The organism is Campylobacter concisus (genome assembly GCF_003048775.2).
Taxonomy (GTDB): domain Bacteria; phylum Campylobacterota; class Campylobacteria; order Campylobacterales; family Campylobacteraceae; genus Campylobacter_A; species Campylobacter_A concisus_I.
On record NZ_CP049272.1, the window covers coordinates 1,239,628 to 1,263,189 of the forward strand.

Sequence of the window (23,562 nt, forward strand, 5' to 3'; positions counted from 1 at the left end):
TGTTGTAGTAAATTTTAGCTTTCTATTTACTAGCAAGGATTGATTATAATCTTATAATCACAGCACACTCACCAATAAAAATAAAATTTGCAAGATCATTAAAATTTTAGAGCAAAAATAGGCACAAAATGAGTTTAAATTTTAACCCCTCTAAATGCTTCCTTTGCGGCTTTTACATCAGCCTCATCTGGGTGCGTTTTGGCTCGCTCCCATCGCTCTAGTCGCTCAGGCGTTAGAGCAAATCTCGGATCATCGGGCATAGCTTTACCAAGTTTTTTTAGTTGCTCTATTACTTCAGGAGCAATCGCACCTTGACAGATAAACGTGCGCAAAATTTTATTGCCATTTTGCATAAATAGCTCTTTGCCTTGATCTATCGCCTGCGTGGCATGTGCACTTGGTACATCAGCACCAAGGGTTATAAAAAAGCCTACTTTTTTATTTTTTACACTTTGAGAGATAAATTTTTTAAATTCCTTCTCCGGTGAGCCCTGATCTATATAGTATCCAAGCGCGATAAAATCAAACTCACTCAAATTTATCTCACTCGCATTGGCAAAATTTATCGCCTCACAGCTAAGCTCACCAGCAATAGCCTCTGCTATCTTTTTTGTATTTCCACTTTTTGATGTATATATCACAATACTTTTCATAAAAACTCCTTCTTAGAAATTTCCATCACTGCATTTGCGATAGAATTTCCCCAAAATACGCCATCTTTTGTAAAATTTAAAGAGTCGTTTTCGATTTTTAGATATCCACTTTCCTCACATTTTTTAAAAAGATCCATAAGCTCATTAGCACACGTCTGGCTCACAAATTTAAAAACACGCTCAAGGCTTATTTGTGGATACTGAAAAAGATTTACAAATCTATCAAACTCCATCTGTCTAGCAGTCATGTGACCCATAACTTTCATCTTTTGACTCATGTTATAGATACCAAACTCCCCTAGCCTACCGCCAGCGCCTTTTCCAAGAGGCAAGACATCAGCGCCTGCGTGAGATAGTCTTATATATTTATATTGGTCCCTACCCTTTTTGGCCACCTTTGTATACTCTAAAATTTCATAGTCGCCTTGACTTAAAATTTCGTCTAAAAATGCGTGATGCAGGCTCTTATCGACTTCTACGTCATAGTAATCCTCGCTTATGGTCTTGCTAAGCACTGAGCCATCTAAAAACTGAAGCGAATAAAAACTCGCACTGTCAATGCCGAGCTCACGCACTAGCTTAGCATCTCTTACTACCTCGTCTATGCTTTCATTAGGATAGTTATATATAATATCAACACAAAGCATTCCACTAAATTTCTCACGCAGATCACGTAGATGTTTTACGGCTCCATCTGAACTATGTGTGCGATTTAGCAGCTTTCTGCCAGCCTCACTAAATGTTTGCACGCCAATACTGTATCTATTTACACCAAGCTCGTTTAAAAGGCGAAGCTTGCTTATATTTAGATTATGAAGCGTACTTTCTAGGCTAAATTCACACTCAGGCAAGATATTAAAGCTGCCCTTAAGTGCGTTTATCACCTGCTCTAAGTGCCTCTCTTTTAATATCGTTGGGGTGCCGCCACCAAAATATACACTACCTATTTTCTTGCTTTTTAAGTAGTTCGTGGCGGAGTATTTTTCTATCTCGCTTAATAGAAATTTTGTATACTCATCAAGCTCATCCTCAAGCTTTGTCCTATTCATCGAGCAAAACGAGCAGATGTTATCACAAAACGGTACATGGATGTAGATCACTCCTTCATTTTCATCTGGCGCACTCTCTAAAAATTCCCATAGCTCATCTTCACTCACCATATCAGGTCTTTTTGAAGGAGCTACGCTATGACCTTTTATACGTTTGTTAAACATTTGTATACTCACTTGTTAAGTGTGTTAAATAGCTCGTTTGCGGCATCATTTATGCGAGGTGTACCGCGCAAGACAAGACTTGATGGGACGTTTAAAATTTTAGAGTTCTTGGCCGCACTAGTTGCTTTTAGCACTGGATTTTGCGATAAAAAATCACTACCATCTTTCATGCCTACAACTATTATGAAGTCTGGATTTTGCGCTAGGATAAATTCATTTTGAACGATTGGCATCGCTCCAGCTAGGCCACCTGCTACGTTTTTCATACCAAATTTAGTAAACATATCCCCAGGCAAGCTAGCATCGTTAAAAGCAACTAGTGGGGTAGCTGCATAAACGCCTAAAATTTTCTTACCGCTTAAATTTGAGTTTTGAAATTTTAAAAAGTCCTGCTTTATCTTAGCCACAAGCTCGCCAGCACGCTCTTTTTTGCCTGTGATATCGCCCATTTTTTCTATATTTTTGCAAATATCATCTACACTATTTGCCTGCATCGTAAGTGTCTTTATACCAAATTTAGCAAGGTCGGCGTTTACACCATCAGAGTGAAAGCTAGTAACTACAAGGTCAGGCTTTAACTCGACTATACGCTCTAAATTTGGCTTTGTATAAGTGCCAACGCTCTTTAGCTTTTCCGTCTTATCCTCAGGCCAAATCTTACCAAACTCAAGAGTAGAAATAGCTGCGATCTGATCTTCAGCCTCCAGCATATACATCATCTCAACCACTGCAGGATCAAGCACAACGATATTTTTAGCACTTAGGCCAACACCACTAAAACCAAGCAAAAAAGCAAAAACTAAAAATAATTTTTTCATAAAATCTCCTTTAAAATTATCATTTTGGTAAAACAAATGGCATATCATTTTTATATATGATATCTGCCTTAAGGCCGTAAATTTCATCTAAAATTTCTGGATTATAAAGCTCTCTGACACTCCCTTTGTGAGCTATCACACCGCCTTTTAGCATTAAAATTTCATCACATATTAGTGAGGCTAAATTTAGATCATGAAGCACAGCTATGGTGACTAAATTTAGCTCACGAGTAAGATGCGAGCAAAGCTTTAACACCTCTATAGCATGGCTTAGATCAAGAGCTGATGTAGGCTCATCTAGCAGCAAAACTTTAGGCTCGCTAACTATTGCACGAGCAAGCAAAGCTCTAGCAAATTCGCCACCACTTAATGAGTTTGCCACTCGGTCTTTAAATTTATCCAGTCCGAAAGTCTGTAAAGCCTCATCAACTAGCGCAATATCGTGAGAGCTATAACCACTAAAAGAGCTTTTTAGATGAGCATATCTGCCCATCAAAACAAGCTCAAAAACACTTAATGGCATCGTAAGTGCGCTTTTTTGAGGTACAAAACTAGTCGTTCTTGCAAGCTCCTTTGTGCTGTAGCTTTGTACATCTTTTTCTAAAATTTTGACACTTCCAGTGCTTGGAGAAAGCAAATTTAAGATACATTTTAAAAGTGTTGATTTGCCACATCCATTAGAGCCCAAAAGACCTATAAATTTTCCACTTTTAGCAGTAAAGCTTATATTTTTTAGCACACTTGTTTGCGCGTATGAAAAGCTTAAGTTTGATACTTCTACGCTCAATGCACACTCCTTTTTAGATAAAGTGCTAAAAATAGAAAAAATGGCGCTCCAAAAAACGCACTAATAACGCCAACTGGCACTTCAACCGGGCTTAAAACACTCTTCCCCACTACGTCACAAGCTAGCAAAAACGCTCCTCCTCCAAGAGTAGAAAGCGGCAGTAAAATAGCGTTGTTTGAGGTATTTAAAAGCATTCTAAAAGAGTGTGGAATAATGAGCCCAACAAAGCCTATCATGCCGGTAAATGCGACCGAAAAAGCAACCGTGAGCGAAGCTATGACAAGCAGACGCTTCTTAAGTGCATCGACATCTATACCAAGGCTTTTTGCCTCGTCTTCCCCGCTTAAAAGTATCGTTAACTCAAAGCGTTTTAGATAAAAATATATCATGCAAAAGATAAGCGGAACAGCGATAATGCCGACCTTTTGCCATGAAGCAGAACCTAAATAACCCATCATCCATGCCACTATCTTAAAACTATCTTCACCTATAAGATATGTCGCAAAACTCGTAAATGCCCCTAGAAAAGATGAAAAGGCGATACCAACTATAAGAAGTGTAGCAATAGAGCGACTACGATTATAAACTCCAAAAATAGCAAGTGTAAGTAAGCTAGAAGACAAAAAAGCAAAGATGCCATAATAAATTTCAGATAAGCCAAGAAGATATGCCACTACTGCTCCAAATGTCGCAGATGCGGCTATGCCGATGATATATGGATCTGCAAGCGGATTTAAAAAGACGCTTTGCGTTACAACACCCGAGCTGGCCAAAAGCATACCTATAAGCAGAGCCATTACAAGCCTTGGTAGTCTAATGTCAAACAAGATGGTCTCTTTCATCTCGTCTATTTTGTTATTAAATATAAAATTTAAAATCTCACTCATGCTTATGTCAGAACCGCCTATACTAAGCGAGATAAAAGAGAGCAAAACAATGAGCACAATGAGTAAAATGGCAAGCTTGGTACTACCTTGCATAAATTTCCTTTTAATACAAATGGCTAAAAACAACAAAAAGCATAAAAATAAGCAGAAAATATAATTTTTAAATAAAAGATATAAATTTTCTAAAATATTATTATTAACTCATAATTTTAAAAAAATAAGCTTAATTCTCGCTTTAAAAATATTAATGATAATTTTAATCAATTTTAAGTTTTCTTTAGTATGATTTTGCGATTTTTAATTTTATTTTTTAAGGAGAACGGTTTTGAAACAAAGAGCATTAGACCACATGAATAAGGACCATCTGGATATAGTGATCGAATTTTGTAAGAAATTTAGTGGTGTAGCTGAGCCTACAAACGTAAAAATGACTGATATAAACGAAGATGGCATGGAAATAACATGCAATCAGGCAAAAACATTTGTACCATTTTTAAGCAAAGCAGGCGGAGATGGTTTTAGAGAGTCGATCATCGAACTTTATATGAGCATCAAGGGCGATACAAACAGCTCTAGTGTGCAAGGCGGAATGATGAAATTTATAAATAGCTTTAAGACTGTTGTGATCTCAAGCATTCTTGACGGACAAGCGGTTTCGTCGTATTCACCTTTTATAAAAGAAAACGATGAGTTTTATATCTGCATATCATCAGTAGCAGATCACTACCACTCAATAAAACAAAACCCGGATAAAATTTCACTCCTTTTTATTCAGGATGAAAAAGATGCAAAAAGTCTATTTGCTCGTGTAAGAGTAAGCTTTGAAGCTAAAGCTGAGTTTATGAGCGACAGTGTAAGAGATGAATTTATATCAAAATTTGAGAGTGCCTTTGCAAATGAATCAGCACTTGCATTTATTAAAGAGATGAAAGACTTCTATATAGTAAAACTCACCCCAACAAAAGGTAGATATGTAAAAGGCTTTGGCGCAGCATATGACACAGTAGGACTCCAAGTTGTCGATAGTGGCAGAGTAAACAACCCTCACACTAAAAAATAATCACTTTTGTAAGACCATTTGGTCTTACAAATTTACACCTCTTAAAATTTATTTTTTGCTTTACTATAAAAATTTAAATAATACAAATAGTAACATTTTTGCTTTTTATCATAAAAATGGCTTAGGTTTGCCTGAACTTGAGCAAATCTAGCATCAAAATTCCTCAATATGCCTATACCTATAATCTAAACTATAAACATATTTCATCCAAACAAGATAGAATCATTATAAAAATTTATTAGAAACTAAAAAAGAATTTACCGGCGCAAGACCGGTAAAAATTTATTCAGCTAGAAGTTTATCTAGTTTTGCGGCCAAGCTCGTAGTATCATGAGCTTTGGCTAAGCTCGCAGCATGTAGCTTTAAATTTGCTTGTAAATTTTCTTCCAAGCTCTTTGCGATATCGCTGCTATCAAGATTTTCTACACTATTAGCATTTGCCACGCTCCTTGCGGCTAGAGCATTTATGCCTCTAAATACAGCATTTTGTGTTGATCCGATCTCTGAGCGAAGTGAATTTATATTTTTTAAAATTTCACCTGTATTTGAGCCGTCATCTTTTACATTTAAAAGAGCATTTGTACCCAAATTTATATTTTTTGTACTCTCGCCTGTAAAAAATCCAAGCTCAGCATCAAATACGTTTTTACCGTTAAATTTAGCCTCTTTTACGCTATCATTCATAGCATTTCTTAGTGCGTTGATTTCGCTCTTTATGCCTTTTTGTTCATTTGCCGAGAGAGTAGGATTTGTAAGCTTACTTGAAAGCTCACCTATTCTATCCGTACTTTTACTTAAATTTAAAAGCGTTGAGTCAGCGATTTGAAGCATACCGATCATATCGTTTGCATTTGCCAAACCTTCGTTCAAGACATTTGTTTGTGAAAGCAAACTCTCTGCGATTTGCAAATTTGCACCTGATGCTTTGATCTCGCTATTTGCAGAGATAGCATTTAACGCTTTCTTCTCACTATTTTTTGCTTGATCTAAATAATAGTTTCCTGAAGCCTGGTTTGCAGTATAAGTTCCTAACTTCATAACAACTCCTTTTTAATAATTCGCTATGGATTCTACTATAAATTCTATAAAGAGTTGCAAAATCTCTATAAAATCCATTTTTATTTACTCTTCTAGCCTCACTGCAACTGATTTTTTATGAGCGGTTAGTCCTTCAGCTTCGGCTAGCTGCATACATGATTTGCCAAGATGCATGATACCTTTTCTACTCACTGAAATGATCGAACTTCGCTTCATGAAATTTTCAACTCCAAGCGGTGAGTAAAATCTTGCACTTCCGCCAGTTGGCAATGTGTGATTTGGCCCAGCTATATAATCTCCCATCGCTTCAGGTGTAAAGTGTCCAAAAAATATAGCTCCCGCGTGCTTTACCTCATCCATATAGCTTAAAGCGTCATTTGTAGCGATCTCTAGGTGCTCCACTGCGAGCTCATTCATGAGAGTAAAACACTCTTTTAGATCTTTTGCTACTATTATTGCGGCTTTATTTCTTATGCTTGCACTTGCGATCGGCTCACGTTTTAGTGTCTTTAACTCATCTTCAATGTGTCTTTGCACAGCCCTTGCAAAGGCTTCCACTGGCGTTATCAAAAAGGCACTTGCTATCTCGTCATGCTCGGCTTGAGAGAGCATATCGATAGCTATATGTCGAGGATCGGCACTATCATCAGCGATCACGCCTATCTCACTTGGACCAGCGATCATGTCAATATTTACGTCGCCATAGACTAGCTTTTTAGCAGTCGCTACGTAGATATTGCCAGGTCCTGTGATGACATCAACTTTTGGTACTGTTGCGGTTCCGTATGCCATCGCCGCAATGGCACTTGCGCCTCCTACTTTAAAGGCTGTTTTTATGCCGCAAAGGTGCATAGCCGCAAGAAGCAGAGGATTTACCTTTCCATTTGGTGCTGGGGTGCAGACAACGATCTCTTTTACGCCAGCTACAATCGCTGGGATCGCATTCATAAGAAGCGAGCTAGGATATGCCGCCTTACCACCTGGGATGTAAAGGCCGGCACGATCAACTGCGGTGTATTTTGCGCCAAGTAAGATGTCGTGCTCGTCTTTGTAGGTCCAGTCGCTTGGCTTTGTACGCTCGTGGTAGCTTTTTATCCTATCGTGGGCTAAATTTAAAGCTACTCTCAAAGCATTGTCTAGCGAATTATAGGCAGCTTCCATCTCTTTAACGTCGATTATTATGTCGTTTTTACTTGTAACGCTAAATTTATCAAATTTAGCTATCTGCGCAAAAAGTGCACTATCGCCATCTTTTCTTATCTCATCTATTATTCCAGCAACCACCGGCATTACAGCACTCATGTCATTATCACTTCGTTTAACAAGCTGTAAAAATTTACTCTCAAAATCAGCGTCACTACTATGAAAAAATTTCATTTATGCTCCTTTAATTTTAATTTTCTCTCGTATCTTTGTCTTTGTGTAATGTTACCTAAAATTCCGCCCTGGTGGATATATAAAATTTCAGCTCCAAGCTTATCTAAATTTGCAAAAAGCGTGATAAAGCCAACAGGGTCATACACTAGGTCAAATTCTACACCGCTTTTGCACACTTCAAGCCAAATTTCATAAAGCTCTGGGTATAAATTCCCAAAATGATACTTCCTTGGTGGATTTAAAATTTGCACTTTACTATTTTTGTCTAGCTCATAAATTTGCTTTTTTAGATAGTCGCCATCCCCCACGCAAGGAGTTGTAAAAACGTTAAGATCGGTATGCTTTGCCAGATAGCATGCGCTTGTGCCTGTGCCTGAGGGTAAAAAGATATCAGGCCTTATGCCACTTTTTTTGCTCCACTCATTTATCTCATTTGCCTGCGTGATAAAGCCAAGCTCGGCTTCACTCTGCGCTACGCCCTCGTTTATAAATAGTGTGTTTTGGCTCTTTGCTAGCTCTTTAGCAAATTTCTCACGCTCCTCTTTTACAAAAATTTCCATGCCATTTTCAAGTGCAAATTTGAAATTTCCTACTGGATCTTGCTCTAAATTTGAGCTTAGATGAGAGACGACGTAGTAAAATTTGAGTCCCTTTATCTTAGCAAAAAGACTTAGACTATACATCGCATTTGACTGGCTTGAGCCGTGAGATACGATGGCTTGGATGCCGTGTAGATCAGCTTTTAAAAAATACTCTAGTTTTCTTGCTTTGTTGCCGTTAAACTCGCCTAGCAGGTCATCTCTTAAAAGCCAAAATTCTCGCCCTCTTAAGCAAATTTTATCAATCACCCTTAAACTCCAAAAATTTCTCTATCTCGTTGATAGCCTCTTTGTTTGAGAGTGAAAATTTGATCTCGATACGTCTTGAAGCGTCCTTGTCCTCGGCTCCGTCTTTAAAAACTAGCTCATTATAGCTTCGTCCGCTTGCAACAAGCAGCTTTCTAAGTCGAGTATCGTCACTAAATGAATTTATAAATTCCATCACAGCGTATGCTCTTTTTTGTGAAAGCTCTAGGTTATAAATATAGCTTCCGTCGCTATCTGTAAAGCCTTCGATTATGATTTGATCAATGTTTGACGCGATATCTTTGTCATTTAAAAGCACGTCGAAATATTTACTAAGCGTAGCCTTTAACTCCTCTTTGACCTCTTCTTTTAAGACCGCACTGCCTTTATCAAAAAGTACTGAGGAGCTAAGCTTTAGTGCGCCTGAGTTTGGGTCGATCTCGATGCTTGAGCCTAGCCTATCCTTTAGGGCTGAGATCACTTTTACTCTAATACCAGTTAAATTTTTCACTCTGTCACGAGTGACGTTTAGATCCCTTAAAAGCTCGTCATATCTAGCCTCTCTTTGGCTCACTTGCTCTAGCAAAAAGGCGATCTTGGCTAAATTTTTCTCACTGCTTTCGTTTGCGTCGCTAAGCGCTCTATCTTTTGATGAAATTTCATCATTTAGCACGATCATCTTTTGATTTAGATCAAAAATACTAGCATTTAGCTCTTTTATGCTCGCATTTGCGTCTTTGTTTTGCTCTATAAGCTGGGCTAGTTTTTCTTTTAGGGCGTCTATTTGGATGACAAAAATTTCATTTGATTTTTTTAAATTTATGTTTTCGTCGCTTATCTTTGAAAGCTCGCTTTTTAGGGCTTCATTTAGCTCTTCAAGGGTAAAATTCTTGCCCTGGGCATCTTTTAAATTTGCTAAAGCTGCGATGATGGCTTGCTCTTTATTTTCAAGGGTATTTTGAGTTAGGACGTATTTTACGACGACAGCACCGATTAGCAGCATAAAAACAAAGAGCAGACCCGCCATCAAGTCTGCGTACGAAACCCAAAAGCTCGATTGATCCTCGTTATTTTTGTTTATTTTCATTGCACTAGATTTTCGATTTTTTCTATTACAGAATTTGCTTCTTTATCGATCTCGTCTATGTTCTTCTTAAGCTCAGCTATGAGGCTCTCGCGCTCTTTCTCACGCTCCAAGCTCCTACCCTCTTGCTCATAAGCTGCCTTAAATATCGTCGCACTCTCCACAAGCGAGGCTCTAAATTCCCTTAGTGCGTCGTTTTGCTCTTTCATGAGCGAGTAAGAAAATTCTCTTAAAACCTTGTCAAAGCTCTTGATAGTCTGCTCAAATTTGAGCTGGCTCTCTTTCGTGGCGTTTAAATTTCTACTAAAAATTTCGCCAAGTTTTGCATGCTCGGTTAAAATTTTAACCTCCATATCTTTAAAGGCGTTAGAAAATGCGCTTACTGCCTTTAGCATATCAGAGTGGATTTTTACAAATTCATCTTGTTTTAGGCTAGCTTCATTTAGCATTTTTAGACTTGCGCTAAGCTCGGCCTTGCTTTGATTGATGATATTTTTCTCAACCTCACAAAGCTCTTTTAGGCTGTTAAATTTCTCATTTGTCAGTTCGCTTAGCTCTTTTACAAATTTATCGTCAAGCACCATTTTAAAGGCGTCGTGACTATCTTTAAAGTAGCCTACACTTGCTTTCATGAAATTTGCATTTAGCTCATTTTCCTGCCAAAAAAACTCACGGCTTAGCTCTTTTTGCTCGCTATAAAATTTCTCAAATTTACTAACGCCTATCTTTTCAAAAAACATCCACCAAAGCGCTAAAAATATGCCGTAGATCGATACATAAAATGCCGTAGCTACGCCATTTAGTAGTATAGCGATCTCTTTTTCTAGGCCGTTTGAGGTGCTTGAGCTAAAGCTTGGCATGGAGATGGCGATACTGATAAATGTGCCTAAAATTCCAAGCATAGGAAAGACTGCTTGACCGATGTTTGCTAGATTGTCATTTCTAAAATTTCTTGTATAGCTCTCAAAAAAATCTTCAAATTTAGCATTTGCCTTTTTGACACTTGAAATTTCAAAGAGGTGAGCAATGATAAATTCTTTTAGCCTTATCTTGTACTCTTTTGCATTTGCTAAGAAATTTGAGTAAGCTACCAAGGCACTGTGGCGTGAAAAGACAAAAGCGACAAAAAGTATAACGCCCATCATCACTATGGTGTGAAGCTTCATCTGAAAATTTATAACGCCAAGATACGCTAGTATCGCCAAGATATAGATGACTAAAGGGATAAAGATAACTTTAAAAAAGACAAAGAAAGAGTGAGCTTGGTGCTCTTTTGGCACGCTTAGCTCACTAAAATCATTTTGATTTTGCATAGGATTAGTTCCTATTTAGGCAGTTTAAGTCGCTAAAAGCAGTCTGAAGACGCTTAACCATGCTCTCCTCACCACTTCTTAGCCATTTCCTTGGGTCGTAGTATTTTTTATTTGGCTTATCATCGCCTTCTGGGTTGCCGATCTGACCTTGCAAGTATGCTCTATTTTTAGCCTCATACTCGCGCACACCGTCCCAGAAAGCCCACTGAGTATCGGTGTCGATATTCATCTTGATAACACCGTAACTTACAGCATCTTTGATATCTTTTAGCTCACTACCGCTACCGCCATGAAATACAAAATTTACAGGCTTGTCACTTTTTGTATTAAATTTCTTTGCCACATAGGCTTGTGAGTTTTTAAGAATTTCTGGTCTTAGTACGACATTGCCTGGTTTATAGACGCCGTGAACGTTGCCAAAACTAGCTGCGATGCTAAATTTATCGCTTATCTTACTTAGTCTTTCATAAGCAAGAGCGACATCTTCTGGCTGAGTGTAAAGAAGCGCGTTATCAACGCCTGTATTATCCACGCCGTCCTCTTCGCCACCAGTGACGCCTAACTCGATCTCTAGGCTGATGCCAAGCTCGCTAAGTTCTTTTAGATATTTCTCGCATGTGCTTAAATTTTCTTCCAAGCTCTCTTCGCTAAGATCAAGCATGTGAGAGCTAAAAAGTGGCACGCCGTGAGCTTTTTTATATTCATGACTTGCTTTTACTAGCTCATCTATCCAAGGTAAAAGCTTTCTAGCAGCGTGGTCAGTGTGTAAAATGACTGGCACACCGTAAGCCTTAGCCAGTAAATGAACATGCTTTGCTCCAGCGATCGCACCAAGAACGGCTGCGTTTTCGCAGGCTTTACCAGCGTAAAAACCTGCACCACCATTACTAAACTGAACGATAACAGGCGAGTTAGCAACCTTTGCTGCTTCTAAAACAGCATTTACTGAGTCGCTGCCTACGACATTTACAGCAGGTATTGCAAAACCTTGCTCTTTGGCATAAGCATAAAGTTTTGTTACATCATCTCCGCTTAAAACACCAGGTTTTACGATATCTAAAACGCCCATTTTATCCTCCAAATTTTATTTGTATTCTATCTTTGCTTTTTGGCGTAGAGCTTCACTTTTTTGTCTAACAGCAGCTTGGAATTTCTCCATTTTAACAGCTTGCTCGATCTCCGCTTTTGCTTGTTCAAAGCTTACAGTGCCAGCAGCTTTGCCATCTTCTTTCAAGATAACATGGTAACCAAACTGAGTTTTAACTGGCTTAGTTGAAACTGTGCCATTAGCCATTGAAAATGCTGCGTCTGCAAAAGGTTTTACCATTTGGCTTTGACCAAACCAGCCAAGTGCACCACCATGTGCAGCTGAACCTTTGTCGATTGATTTTTGGCTTGCTAGCTCTGCAAATTTCTTTGTTAATGCCTCACCTTTTAAATTTTTAAGTTGAGCGATGATGTCGTTTGCTGTTTTCTCATCTTCAACTAGGATATGCCTTGCTTTTGCTTGAGCTGGCTCGTTCATACTTGCTTTGTTTTTATTGTAAAAATCTTTTAGCTCGTTATCGCTTACTTTTATGCCGTCAAAAAGCTTTCTCATATAAAGCTCAACCGCGATGCCTTCTTGCGCTGCTTTTACAGCTTTGATGTACTCTACATCTTTTTCAATACCGCTTGACTTAGCATCTTTTAAAAGAAGTTTTCTATTTATTAGATCGTCGATTATACGTTTTTTCTCATTTGGTTGAAGCTTGCTAGCGTCAAATCCTGGCATAGCTGCTGATAAAAGGCTTGAAATATCGCTATCGCTTATAGCATCACCATCAACTGTTGCAACTACTGCTGCATTTAGAGTAACAGCTGCTGCTAAACTTAAAACTGCTGGAAACAAAAATTTTTTCATATAAATCCTTTAAAAAATTGATTTTATGGGCAAGATTATATCAAATAAAGCGATAACTTTTCATTTAACTTAAGAAAATAAGGTAAAATACGAAAATGAGAACAAAAAAAGATATTTTAGAGATAAAAAGAAGACTTTTAGAAGAGTTTAAAGACGCCAAAAGCGAGCTTAAATTTAGAAATTTATATGAGCTACTTGTCTGTGTCATGCTCTCAGCCCAGTGCACCGACAAAAGAGTAAATTTAATAACTCCAGCTTTATTTGAAGCATATAAAGATGTCTATGAGCTAGCTAGCGCAAATTTAGCAAGCCTAAAACTAATGATAAATTCGTGCAGCTTTTTTAATAACAAAGCGGTAAATTTAATCAAAATGGCAAACAGCGTGGTTGAGCTTTATAATGGAGAAATTCCACTTGATGAAGAGAAGCTAAAAGCACTTGCTGGAGTTGGACAAAAGACCGCTCATGTCGTGCTTTTAGAAGCTACAAATGCAAATGTTATGGCTGTTGATACGCATGTTTTTAGAGTGGCGCACAGACTTGATCTTAGCCATGCAAAAACGCCAGAAGCCACTGAAGCTGATCTTAGCCATGCCTTTAAAACAGATCTTGGCAAGCTTCATCAAGCCATGGTGCTCTTTGGGCGCTACACCTGTAAAGCCAAAAAACCGCTTTGCCATGAGTGTATCTTAAATGATCTTTGTAACAGCAAGGACAAGATTATTTAATCTTCTCAAGCTTTGCTAGAAAATTTTTAGTATCTATAAAACCGATAGTTCTAAGAAATTTTAGTTCATCGCCGCCATTAAATAACAAAAGTGCAGGCGGATCAATAAGCCCAAAATTTCTTAGCATCTCATCATTTTGTGGTCCACCATTTGTTACATCGATACGAATAAGTGCAAAATTTGCCAAAGCATCCATAACATCGCTATCTTTAAAAGTGATCTTTTCTATCTCTTTGCAGCTTACACACCAATCAGCATAAAAATCTACTAAAACAGGTTTGGTTGAGGTTTTTATTATCTCATTTAGTTCATCTAAATTTTTAACGGAATTAAATTTTAACGCACTATCACTTTTTGCCAAATTTAGTCCAGAAAGCGGAGAAAAAGCCTCCTTTGAACCCAAAAATGAACCAACTATTAGCATAACTGAATATATAAAAACTAGGATAAAAAACGCTTTTTTAAACTTAGCCCAGCTTTGCTCTGCTACTTCAAATGCCCCAAAATAAACCGCCATAAAAACGCCTATAATGCCATATCCTAATAGCTCAAAAAATTCTCCGAGCACACGCGCAAGGATCCAAACCGCCATGATGAGCATCAAAAAACCAAAGAATTTTTTCACTTCATCCATCCAACTACCAGGTTTTGGCAAGAGCTTTCCAGAGCTTAGTCCGATAATAAGTAGCGGCACGCCCATACCAAGCCCCATGACAAAAAGCATAATGCCACCATAAAAGACATTTCCGCTTTGAGCGATATAAAGAAGCGCACCAGCTAATGGTGCTGCTACGCAAGGTGATACGATGAGAGCTGAGGCAAAACCCATAATAAAAATTCCAACATAGCCTGAACTATTTTGCGATTTTTTACTTATCAAATTTTCAAATTTTGCTGGCAATTTTATATCATAAAATCCAAACATACTAAAGCTTAAAATGACAAAAATGGCCGCAAAAGTGCCAAGTACATAGATATTTTGCAAAGCGCCTGCGATACCAAAGCCAAGTAGGCTAGCTGCCACTCCAGCTAGTGCATAAGCTAGGCTCATCGCGACAACATAGATAAATGATAGTAAAAAGCCTTTTTTTGCGTTTAAATTAGCACCTTTTGAGACGATTATGCTTGAAAGTATCGGTATCATCGGAAAGACGCAAGGTGTTAGTGAAAGCAAGAGACCATAACCAAAAAAAGTAAGAAGCGAGATAAAGAAATTTTTATCTCCAAGCCCATTTGCAATATCTTGCTCGCTAGAAAATTCTTCAGCAAAGCTATCGGTATCGCTTTTTTGCTCTTTTTTAAAAGTGGCAATGCTAAATTTTCCAGCTTGGTCAGTTATCTCATAAATTCTGCTTTGCGGGCGGTAGCAAATGCCGTTTTTAGCACAGCCTTGATAGTTAATGTCAAGTATTGCTTTGCCATTTGAAAGATTTTCTTTTACTAAATTTAATGGGATAAAAATTGAAAAATCTTTTGGATAAATTTCATATTCTCCCGTATTTTCGCTACTTGGCAAATTTAATAGCTCATTTATCTTTTTGCCAGCTAGTTTAATCTCGAAACTCTCTTTATAAAGATAGATATTTTCACCAAAGTTAAACTTCACTTCAACATTTTGACTATCAATGCTTGGAGTTAAAACAAAGGCTTTGCTAACATCTAAAACCTCGGCAAAAAGCGAGCCTGCAAATAAAATAATCGAAAAAAGAAATTTTAAAAACATACTAATCCTTGCTAAATTAAAAAAGATGATTTTAGTCTAAATTCTTAAATTTATTCTATTTTATTGTAAAATCGTGAAAATATGTGAAATTTTAAAGGAGCAAAGATGTCAAAAGACAAAAAACACCAAAAAAGTGAGAAACTTGGCTACGAGGAAGAGCTTAGACTACTTCAAATTGAACTTTTAAAATTTCAAAATTACGTAAAAGAAAAAGGCCTTAGAGTACTTATGCTAATGGAAGGGCGCGACGCAGCCGGTAAAGGAGGAACGATAAAACGCTTAACCGAGCATCTAAATCCAAGAGGTTGCCGTATAGTAGCGCTTGCTAAGCCAAGTGATGTCGAAAAAACGCAGTGGTATTTTCAAAGATATGTGACTCATCTACCAAGTGCTGGAGAGATCGTGATCTTTGATAGAAGCTGGTACAATAGAGCTGGCGTTGAGCCAGTAATGGGCTTTTGCACACAAGAAGAGCATAAGGAATTTTTACGTGAAGTGCCAAAATTTGAAGAGATGATCATAAACTCCGGCATAATTTTCTTTAAAATTTATCTTTCAATCACAAAAGATGAGCAGAAAAAACGCTTCAAAGAGAGACAAAATGATCCGCTAAAGCAGTTTAAAATTTCACCCGTTGATCAAAAAGCACAAGAACTTTGGGATCAATACTCTATCGCTAAATATTCGATGCTTCTTGCCTCTCACAATAGCATTTCACCATGGGTCATCGTCTCAAGCGATAACAAAAAAGAAGCTAGGCTAAATGTCTTTAAATTTATTCTAAGTCACGTTGAATATCCAAAAAAGATAAATGACTACTTGGAATTTGACAAAAACGTCGTAAGAGATGGAAGTGAAGAGATAAAGCGCATAGAAGAAGGGCTAAATAAAGATAAGTTAAAGAGTATTGATTAGAATACTTTTAACTTCTAGCTAGCGATTTGCTTAGATTTGTTAGCTAAATTTTTAAGCCCACCACATTACTTTTGCTAAAATGACCATTATCAGGCAAAGTACTAGAGCTATTAAATGTGAAAATTTACCAAATGGATCAGGCTTTTTTAAAAGAACTACATTAAGAACAGAGATAAAAGTTACAAGGCACATTATGAGTAAGACAAAAATTTTTACAAGTAGCAGCTTTTGAAAGTTGCTTTGCCACCAGCCAAGCTCACCTCCAAAATAGTCTTTTGCCATATAAGCGCCACTTATTAAAAGCAACAAAAATGCTGTGCCAAAAACCTTTGCGCTGCCTTTTGTGTAGGCCTTTTTAACTATTTCAAGGGTTTTAACATCAACCGTTTTTTTAGCAAACGGATATATGCAAACATCGAAAAATACGTATCCTATAAATACAATGGCACAAATTAAATGAGTAATCAAAAAAAATAAGTACATTTTTTAGCCTTTTTGTTTGGCATTATATAAATTTTAACTATTTAAACTGCTTATTTTGAATCAATCTTAAGAATTTATGAAGATAAATTTATAAAAGAGCAAGGCAAGCGCCCTGCTCTAGGAGTTTTACTCGACTTCAGCGTCTATAACGTCGTCGTCTTTTTTATTATTTCCGCCGTTTGCTCCAGCGTTTTCATCTTTTTTATACATAGCTTCTGCAAGTTTGTGGCTAGCTTTGCTTAGAGCTTCTACTTTTGCATCGATCTGCTCTTTTGAAGAATTTTCATCTTTTAAGACCTCTTTTAGATCATTTAACGCAGCTTCGATGTTACTTCTATCTTCAGCTGGAACTTTCTCGCCAAGCTCACTCATACTCTTTTCAGTTTGATGAACTAGTGCGTCAGCTTGGTTTCTAGCTTCAACTGCGTCTTTGCGTTTTTTGTCCTCTTCTTTATGAAGCTCGGCGTCTTTTACCATGTTGTTTATCTCTTCTTCGCTTAAGCCGCTTGATCCAGAGATAGTGATGTTTTGAGCTTTGCCAGTTGCTTTATCTTTTGCTGAAACGGTTAAAATTCCGTTTGCGTCGATGTCAAACTCAACTTCGATTTGAGGTACGCCTCTTGGAGCTGCTGGGATGCCTTCGAGGTTAAAATTTCCAAGTGATTTATTATCCCTTGCAAACTCACGCTCGCCTTGTAAAACCATGATAGTAACGGCACTTTGGTTATCTTCAGCGGTTGAGAAGACTTGGCTTTTCTTAGTTGGTATGGTTGTGCCTTTTTCGATGATCTTAGTCATCACGCCGCCAAGTGTTTCGATACCAAGACTAAGCGGAGTTACGTCAAGAAGTAGCACATCTTTTACGTCACCTTTTATAACCGCACCTTGGATAGCAGCACCGATGGCCACGACCTCATCTGGATTTACACTCTTATTTAGCTCTTTGCCAAATGCTTTTTTAACCTCTTCTTGAACGAGTGGCACACGAGTTGAACCACCGACCATTACGACCTCTTTGATGTCGCTTTTATTTAAACCAGCGTCTTTTGTTACCTCGTTTATCTTAGTGATAGTCTCGCCCACAAGTGAGTCGATCATGCCCTCAAATTTAGCACGAGTTAGCTTTTTAACAAGGTGTTTTGGACCAGTCGCATCAGCTGTGATAAATGGTAAATTTATTTCAGTCTCTTGAGCTGAGCTAAGCTCTTTTTTAGCGTTTTCTGCCGCTTCTTTTAAGCGCTGAAGTGCCATGATATCGCCTTTTAGATCGATACCATTTTCATTTTTAAACTCGCTTACTAGCCAGTCGATTATCTTGTTATCAAAGTCATCACCGCCTAAGAATGCGTTACCGCCAGTTGCCAAAACCTCAACAATATTATCGCCAGTTTCTAGCACTGTAACGTCGAATGTACCACCACCTAGGTCATAAACTAAAATTTTCTCAGCCTCTTTTTTATCAAGACCATAAGCAAGTGCAGCTGCTGTTGGCTCGTTGATGATACGAAGTACGTTTAGTCCTGCGATCGTTCCAGCCTCTTTTGTAGCTTTTCTTTGGCTATCATTAAAGTAAGCTGGCACTGTAATAACCGCATCTGTTACCTTTTCACCAAGGTATGCTTCAGCGTCTTCTTTTAGTTTGATAAGAATTTTTGCTGAAATTTCTTGTGGAGTATAAACCTTACCAGCGATCTCAACCGCGCAAGCACCATTTCTGTCTACGACGTGATATGGCAAGCGAGCCTTTGCCTCTTCAGCATTTTTTTCATTGCTCATCAAACCCATGATACGTTTGATAGAATATATCGTTTTTTCAGGGTTTGTAACTGCTTGACGTTTTGCAACGTCACCTACTAGAATTTCACCCTTGTCTGTGAAAGCAACAACAGATGGAGTTGTATTTTTACCCTCTTTGTTTGGGATAACCTTGCTCTCGCCACGCTCAAAAACGCTCACACAAGAGTTTGTTGTACCTAAGTCTATACCTATAACTTTTGACATATTTTTCCTTTTTATTAGATTTTATTTTTATAAATTTAGTTTGCCACACTGACCATAGCTGGGCGCAAGACCCTACCATTTATCATATAGCCTTTTTGCAAAGCTTGTACGATTTGACCACTCTCTTTCTCCTCGCTATCGACCCTTAAAACGGCATTATGCACGCTTGGATCAAACTCAGTATCAGTTGGTATCTCGCTTACGCCATGCTTTTCAAAACATTTTTTAAACTGATTTATAGTTATCAAAATACCTTCTTTGATCTTTTTAGCAAATTCATCATCCTCTGGATCAAAATTTGCAGCGATCTCAAGAGCATCAATGACTGGTAGTAAGTCCCTAGCAAATTTCTCATTTGCATAGTTTGCAACGTCCGTTTTCTCTTTTTCATAACGCTTTTTGATATTTTCAAACTCAGCATTTGCTCTATAATATTTATCGGTTATCTCCCCGAGCTCTTTTTCAAGTTTTTCAACCTTTGAAATATCGCCAAGCGCGTCCAAATTTACGCTATCATTAGCTAGTTCTTGCACAGGCTCAACCTCAGGTAGGTTTTGCTCTTTTACCTCTTCGCTCACGCAGCCTCCTTTATTAGATTTATAAATTTTACATAGTCAGTATAAATACTGCCAGCACAGATCATCTTTGCTTCGTTGCCAAGATAGTTCGCACTAAATTTAAGCCCCATAAAATTTTCATCAAACATAGGAGAAAATGTAAGTTTTTCATCCATTTGCAGACTAAAACTTGGGTCAAAAACCATCTTAAAACGTCTATCTTTAAACATATCAAAGGCTAAAATTTCGTTTTCTTGGAAGTAAATTTTAGTCCTTTTAAGCTCTCTTATTTTGCTTTTTAGTTCACTTAAGCCAACTTGAGAGCAGATAAGCTCAAGCTTGTTTAAACTAACTCCAGCAAGATTACTTAAAAATTTATACATCCTAGCATCAAATTTAATAACGATCTCATCTTCACCAAAATTTAAGATCATATACCTATTATTTAAATTTAAAATTTCTAGCAATTCATTATCGATTGTGCCAAAAATCATACAATAAAGCTCAAATTCATCACATAGTTTTTTCAGCCCTTCGGCGTCATTTATCTCTAAATTTATATCACTTATAGCAAAAATTTCACTCCAATATCTTCTCATCGCAGCAATTGTCGGAATTCTACCGCCACTAATGTGAAGCTTTGTGATCTCACCTTCATCTGAAAGTTTTTTAAAATAAACGCGTATCGTAGAAGCCGGAATAGCGGCGCTCATACGAGAGCCAAGCTCATTTGAACCAATAGGCATATTATCCTGCAAATAAGCCTCAATGATAGAATTTAGTATCAAATCACGTTTATTTGTTTTACTCACTTTTAGCACTCTTTCTTTTTAATTGCTAAGCGGATTATACAACTTTAGTTTATCAATGTCAAGTATTTAAGTTAAAATAATTTATTTATGTATCTTTAGTCTATATAACTAAGCTTCTTTAATATTAATTGCATAAGCCTTTCCGAAAATAAAATTACAAAAACAATTAAACAAACTTAAAAGTCTTTTATATTACCTCTACGTTCTAATATTTTTATACGTTTTTACGTACTATTGTAATGTTTTATAGTATAATTTATAATATATTTTAATTTATTTATACGTATTTCTATTATTTATATATTGTTTTATGTATATTTAATAAAATAATCCGTATAATACTTTAATGATTGAAACAAGTGATATATTTAATTTGCTTCACAATGCAGTTGAGGCAAAAAATATCGGTAAGAAAATTTCACAAGCAAAAATGGCAGAAGAGCTTGGTGTACCAATGAGAACATATCAAGATTGGAGGCTTGGCAACTCAAAGCCACAAGCTGCTGCTGCAGTTTGCAAACTGCTTTGTGAGCTTGACGACGATGAAATATTATTTGTTATCAATAAGATGAGAAAGTTATTAGGAAAATAGATGGAAAATTTGACACAAAAAGAGAGAATAGACCTTGAGAGCGTGTTCGCAGCTATCTGCACTAAGAAAGAGCCTAAATTTTTAGGTTTCTATAAAGACTTCTACTCGAGTGCAATTTTAAAATTTTACGTAGTTAAAGACAGAATTAAAAAAATAAAAATCAAGAAAAATTAGTTTTATATTGTTTGAGCAAAAACACTTTTTGGTACTTTTAAAGGTTAATAATTTAGATAAATTCTCCTTAAATATTGACGTTATTTAAAGAGAATTTACCGACTTATTTTTTACCAAATTTAGCTAGAGCTCTTTGGTAGTCCTCTTCACTATCGATGCCGATACTTTGGCTCTCAACCTCTAGCATCGCTATCTTTTTACCATTTTCTAGGGCGCGTAGCTGCTCGAGCTTTTCGGTATTTTCAAGGCTTGAAGTGGCAAGAGTACAAAACTCTTTTAAGCTTTTTACACTATATCCGTAGATACCAAGATGAGCTTTGTAGCTTTTACACTCGATTCTGTTAAATGGTATCCTTGATCTTGAAAAATAAAGCGCATATCCCTCAAAATCAGTCACCACTTTGACTAAATTTTTATCATCCGCAAACTCATCGTCCATCTTTTTATAGCAAGAAAACATAAAGGCTTTTTCTCTGTTTTGCTCGCAAAAAGCCCTAAAATTAGCGATATTTTCAGGCTCAATAAATGGCTCATCAGCCTGAACATTTATGATGATCTCGCTCTCACTTAGACCCAAAATTTGCGCTGCTTCGTTTATCCTGTCAGTGCCACTTTGATGATCTTTGCTAGTTAGTACCGCTTTTATGCCGTGGGCCTTGGCGATATCTAGCACACTTGGCTCATCCACAGCAACCGCCACATCATCCACGCCACTTACTCTAAGAGCCGTTGCCACAAACATTGGCACGCCATTTATCTCTTTTAAAATTTTGTTACTAAACCTTGTTGAGGCAAGGCGGGCTGGTATAATTATCATCGCTCGATCCATTCTAAGACGCACTTTTCGATCTCGTCTTCTTTTATAATATTTTTGTGTAAAATTTTTGCGCTAAATAGCGAGTTTATCGAGCTTGGCACGCTGTCATTTAAGATTTTAGCAGTCTTTGCCAGCGCATCTTTTTCATCTTTTGTATCTTTTATCTGGCACGCTTTGATCATGCTTGGCGTAAATTTCACCCAGTGCGCGGTCGATGTGATGACATTTATGCGGCCAGCATCCACCATTTTAAAGCAAGTAGCCGTATGCGGATCAATCGCGTAGCCGTCCTTTGCGAGCTTTGCGATATATGCCTCGCACTCTTTGTCGTCGCACCAGCTAGCCTCAAAGTCCTCTTTTAGCGCTTCAAGCTCTTGTTTGCTAAGCTTATAAAATTTATTTTTAGCTAGGCTTTGCATGAGCTCATTAGTTCTAACGCTTCCAAATTTATCAAACAGCAAGCGCTCGACGTTTGAGCTTATTAAAATGTCCATGGCTGGGCTTATCGTCTTAACCAGCTTTTTGTCCCTTAGATCGTAAACGCCGGTGGTGAAAAACTGCGTCAAGATGTTGTTTGTGTTTGAGGCGATCTTGATCTTACCGATCCTTGCGCCCATTTTTTTAGCATAATACGCCCCAAGTGCGTTGCCGAAATTTCCACTTGGTACGATGATGTCAAAGCTCTCGTTTGCCTTAAGCACCTTTTGCTTTAGTAAATTTGCGTAGGCGTAGGCGTGGTAGATGATCTGAAAGAGAATTCTGCCAAAATTTACCGAGTTTGCTGCGCTTAGTTTAAGGTGCTTTTTCTTCAGCTCAGCCTTAAATTTATCGTTTGCAAGCAGCGTTTTTAGCGCCCTTTGAGCGTCGTCAAAGTCGCCTTTTATGCCAAAAACCTTTAAATTTTCACCTTGTATGGTCTGCATTTGCAGCTTTTGCACCTCGCTCGTGCCACCATCTGGATAGAGGCAGACGACCTTGATGTTTTCGTCGTTTGCAAAGGTTTGAAGTGTCGCAGGACCTGTATCACCGCTAGTTGCACACATGATAAGGTATTTTTCGCCTCTTTCTTTGGCTAGCTGGCTAAGAAGTGAGCCAAAAGGCTGAAGCGCCATATCCTTAAATGCCCTAGTTGGGCCGTGATATAGCTCATTTACATATAAATTTTTATCTATTTTTTTAAAAATGACTGGATGCTTTGGATCATCAAAGCTTGCGTATCTCTTGAGGGCTTTTTTGAAAAAGGCCTCTGGCACTTCAAATTTAAATAGTGAGATGATGTGAAGTGCGAGCTTTTCGTAGCTTAGGATTGAGAGCTCTTGCCACTTTGCCTTCGTGATCTTTGGTAGCTTTTTTGGCGCGTAAAGTCCGCCATGAGCGGAGCTTGGACTAAGCATGGCTGTGCTTAAATTTACATTTTTTATCTTTTCATCTTTTACGCTTCTTGTCGGTGTTAGTCTCATTTTTTGCCTTTTTTGGTTGATTTTTTTATCCATTTTTCATATTTTTTAAAGATCTCTTTTGGCTTAAGTGCCAAAATTTCTGGGGTTTCGTAGCTGTGGTGCTTTCTTATAAATTTAGCTACTTTTTTAAAATTCACGTCCGTTTTTATGAGTAAAATTTGCTCTTTTTCACCAAAAAGCTTCTCTTGCCAAAGATAAATGCTTTTTGCGCTAAAGCTACTTACACAAGCTGCAAAGCCCTTTTTTACGAGCCTCTTGCTTAGTTTTTTTGCCTCTTTTTTCTTTGCGACTGAGGTGATTAAAATTCTCATTTTGATCTAA

At 37.6% G+C, this 23,562-nt stretch carries 25 protein-coding genes; 5 read left to right on the forward strand and 20 right to left on the reverse strand.

Features of this window, described 5'->3' with window-relative positions; translation table 11 throughout:
• Positions 1-134 precede the first annotated feature (134 nt).
• The 5 genes from CVT17_RS06210 to CVT17_RS06230 are packed head-to-tail and all read right to left on the reverse strand — an operon-like array spanning position 135 to position 4,452.
• Positions 135-653 carry a flavodoxin family protein gene (locus CVT17_RS06210; RefSeq protein WP_107770165.1) on the reverse strand — a complete coding sequence of 173 codons (519 nt, stop codon included), beginning with the start codon at positions 651-653 and terminating at the stop codon, positions 135-137.
• Positions 650-1,867 (reverse strand): radical SAM protein, encoded by a 1,218-nt coding sequence (locus tag CVT17_RS06215; RefSeq protein ID WP_107770164.1) that lies wholly within the window; start codon positions 1,865-1,867, stop codon positions 650-652. Before CVT17_RS06215 ends, CVT17_RS06210 begins: the two co-directional genes overlap by 4 nt.
• Positions 1,868-1,875: 8 nt before the next feature.
• Positions 1,876-2,685: an ABC transporter substrate-binding protein gene (locus CVT17_RS06220; protein ID WP_107858910.1), complete on the reverse strand. Its 810-nt coding sequence runs from the start codon at positions 2,683-2,685 to the stop codon at positions 1,876-1,878.
• 19 nt (positions 2,686-2,704) lie between these two features.
• Positions 2,705-3,472 carry an ABC transporter ATP-binding protein gene (locus tag CVT17_RS06225; protein WP_107770163.1) on the reverse strand — a complete coding sequence of 256 codons (768 nt, stop codon included), beginning with the start codon at positions 3,470-3,472 and terminating at the stop codon, positions 2,705-2,707.
• Positions 3,469-4,452, reverse strand: coding sequence for a FecCD family ABC transporter permease (locus CVT17_RS06230; protein WP_107770162.1), 984 nt, complete (start codon positions 4,450-4,452; stop codon positions 3,469-3,471). Before CVT17_RS06230 ends, CVT17_RS06225 begins: the two co-directional genes overlap by 4 nt.
• A 232-nt stretch (positions 4,453-4,684) precedes the next feature.
• Here CVT17_RS06230 and CVT17_RS06235 point away from each other — a divergent pair, with 232 nt between their 5' ends.
• The gene (locus tag CVT17_RS06235; protein WP_196373559.1) at positions 4,685-5,419 is read left to right on the forward strand and encodes a HugZ family heme oxygenase; all 735 of its coding nucleotides are present in this window, start codon (positions 4,685-4,687) and stop codon (positions 5,417-5,419) included.
• Positions 5,420-5,701: 282 nt separating this feature from the next.
• Here the strand turns inward: CVT17_RS06235 and CVT17_RS06240 are convergent, their stop codons facing one another.
• The 7 genes from CVT17_RS06240 to CVT17_RS06270 all read right to left on the reverse strand — a co-directional run bounded on the left by CVT17_RS06240 (position 5,702) and on the right by CVT17_RS06270 (position 12,979).
• Positions 5,702-6,457 (reverse strand): flagellin, encoded by a 756-nt coding sequence (locus CVT17_RS06240; protein WP_188116648.1) that lies wholly within the window; start codon positions 6,455-6,457, stop codon positions 5,702-5,704.
• An 84-nt stretch (positions 6,458-6,541) separates the two neighbouring features.
• Positions 6,542-7,834: a histidinol dehydrogenase gene (gene hisD, locus CVT17_RS06245; protein WP_103579500.1), complete on the reverse strand. Its 1,293-nt coding sequence runs from the start codon at positions 7,832-7,834 to the stop codon at positions 6,542-6,544.
• Positions 7,831-8,682, reverse strand: a complete 852-nt coding sequence (locus CVT17_RS06250) for a pyridoxal-phosphate dependent enzyme (RefSeq protein WP_107858909.1) — start codon at positions 8,680-8,682, stop codon at positions 7,831-7,833. The genes hisD and CVT17_RS06250 overlap by 4 nt, the downstream gene beginning before the upstream one ends.
• Positions 8,675-9,766, reverse strand: a complete 1,092-nt coding sequence (locus CVT17_RS06255; RefSeq protein WP_107858908.1) for an OmpA family protein — start codon at positions 9,764-9,766, stop codon at positions 8,675-8,677. The genes CVT17_RS06250 and CVT17_RS06255 overlap by 8 nt, the downstream gene beginning before the upstream one ends.
• Complete coding sequence (locus CVT17_RS06260; protein WP_107770157.1) at positions 9,763-11,076, reverse strand: MotA/TolQ/ExbB proton channel family protein; 1,314 nt, start codon at positions 11,074-11,076, stop codon at positions 9,763-9,765. Before CVT17_RS06260 ends, CVT17_RS06255 begins: the two co-directional genes overlap by 4 nt.
• Positions 11,077-11,080: 4 nt before the next feature.
• Entirely contained in the window at positions 11,081-12,145 is a 1,065-nt protein-coding gene (fbaA, locus tag CVT17_RS06265; protein WP_107770156.1) for a class II fructose-bisphosphate aldolase, read from the reverse strand.
• 15 nt (positions 12,146-12,160) lie between these two features.
• Positions 12,161-12,979, reverse strand: coding sequence for a peptidylprolyl isomerase (locus tag CVT17_RS06270; RefSeq protein WP_085658279.1), 819 nt, complete (start codon positions 12,977-12,979; stop codon positions 12,161-12,163).
• A gap of 95 nt (positions 12,980-13,074) precedes the next feature.
• Here CVT17_RS06270 and nth point away from each other — a divergent pair, with 95 nt between their 5' ends.
• The gene (nth, locus tag CVT17_RS06275) at positions 13,075-13,707 is read left to right on the forward strand and encodes an endonuclease III (protein WP_021091542.1); all 633 of its coding nucleotides are present in this window, start codon (positions 13,075-13,077) and stop codon (positions 13,705-13,707) included.
• Here nth and dsbD read toward each other — a convergent pair.
• Complete coding sequence (dsbD, locus tag CVT17_RS06280) at positions 13,700-15,430, reverse strand: protein-disulfide reductase DsbD (RefSeq protein WP_107858907.1); 1,731 nt, start codon at positions 15,428-15,430, stop codon at positions 13,700-13,702. The two genes, nth and dsbD, sit on opposite strands and share 8 nt — an antisense overlap.
• 105 nt (positions 15,431-15,535) lie before the next feature.
• On the opposite strand from dsbD, the gene ppk2 reads away from it, so the two are divergent.
• The gene (gene ppk2 / locus CVT17_RS06285; RefSeq protein ID WP_021091543.1) at positions 15,536-16,345 is read left to right on the forward strand and encodes a polyphosphate kinase 2; all 810 of its coding nucleotides are present in this window, start codon (positions 15,536-15,538) and stop codon (positions 16,343-16,345) included.
• A gap of 51 nt (positions 16,346-16,396) precedes the next feature.
• On the opposite strand, the gene CVT17_RS06290 is transcribed toward ppk2, so the two are convergent.
• The 4 genes from CVT17_RS06290 to CVT17_RS06305 form a co-directional block, all read right to left on the reverse strand.
• Positions 16,397-16,828: a trehalose-6-phosphate synthase gene (locus tag CVT17_RS06290; protein ID WP_107858906.1), complete on the reverse strand. Its 432-nt coding sequence runs from the start codon at positions 16,826-16,828 to the stop codon at positions 16,397-16,399.
• A gap of 126 nt (positions 16,829-16,954) precedes the next feature.
• Entirely contained in the window at positions 16,955-18,829 is a 1,875-nt protein-coding gene (dnaK, locus tag CVT17_RS06295) for a molecular chaperone DnaK (RefSeq protein WP_021091424.1), read from the reverse strand.
• 35 nt (positions 18,830-18,864) lie between these two features.
• Complete coding sequence (grpE, locus tag CVT17_RS06300; protein ID WP_107858905.1) at positions 18,865-19,407, reverse strand: nucleotide exchange factor GrpE; 543 nt, start codon at positions 19,405-19,407, stop codon at positions 18,865-18,867.
• Positions 19,404-20,198, reverse strand: a complete 795-nt coding sequence (locus CVT17_RS06305; RefSeq protein WP_107776503.1) for an HrcA family transcriptional regulator — start codon at positions 20,196-20,198, stop codon at positions 19,404-19,406. The genes grpE and CVT17_RS06305 overlap by 4 nt, the downstream gene beginning before the upstream one ends.
• A 346-nt stretch (positions 20,199-20,544) precedes the next feature.
• Between CVT17_RS06305 and CVT17_RS06310 the strand changes: the two genes are divergently transcribed.
• Positions 20,545-20,790 (forward strand): DNA-binding protein, encoded by a 246-nt coding sequence (locus tag CVT17_RS06310; RefSeq protein ID WP_072594609.1) that lies wholly within the window; start codon positions 20,545-20,547, stop codon positions 20,788-20,790.
• Positions 20,791-20,964, forward strand: coding sequence for a hypothetical protein (locus tag CVT17_RS06315; RefSeq protein ID WP_021091517.1), 174 nt, complete (start codon positions 20,791-20,793; stop codon positions 20,962-20,964).
• A gap of 103 nt (positions 20,965-21,067) precedes the next feature.
• On the opposite strand, the gene kdsB is transcribed toward CVT17_RS06315, so the two are convergent.
• The 3 genes from kdsB to cutA are packed head-to-tail and all read right to left on the reverse strand — an operon-like array spanning position 21,068 to position 23,552.
• The gene (gene kdsB / locus CVT17_RS06320) at positions 21,068-21,781 is read right to left on the reverse strand and encodes a 3-deoxy-manno-octulosonate cytidylyltransferase (protein ID WP_107858904.1); all 714 of its coding nucleotides are present in this window, start codon (positions 21,779-21,781) and stop codon (positions 21,068-21,070) included.
• Complete coding sequence (gene thrC / locus CVT17_RS06325) at positions 21,778-23,241, reverse strand: threonine synthase (RefSeq protein WP_107858903.1); 1,464 nt, start codon at positions 23,239-23,241, stop codon at positions 21,778-21,780. The genes kdsB and thrC overlap by 4 nt, the downstream gene beginning before the upstream one ends.
• A complete protein-coding gene (gene cutA, locus CVT17_RS09600) occupies positions 23,238-23,552 on the reverse strand; it encodes a divalent-cation tolerance protein CutA (protein WP_107770150.1) in 315 nt (104 codons plus the stop codon). The genes thrC and cutA overlap by 4 nt, the downstream gene beginning before the upstream one ends.
• Positions 23,553-23,562 lie beyond the last annotated feature (10 nt).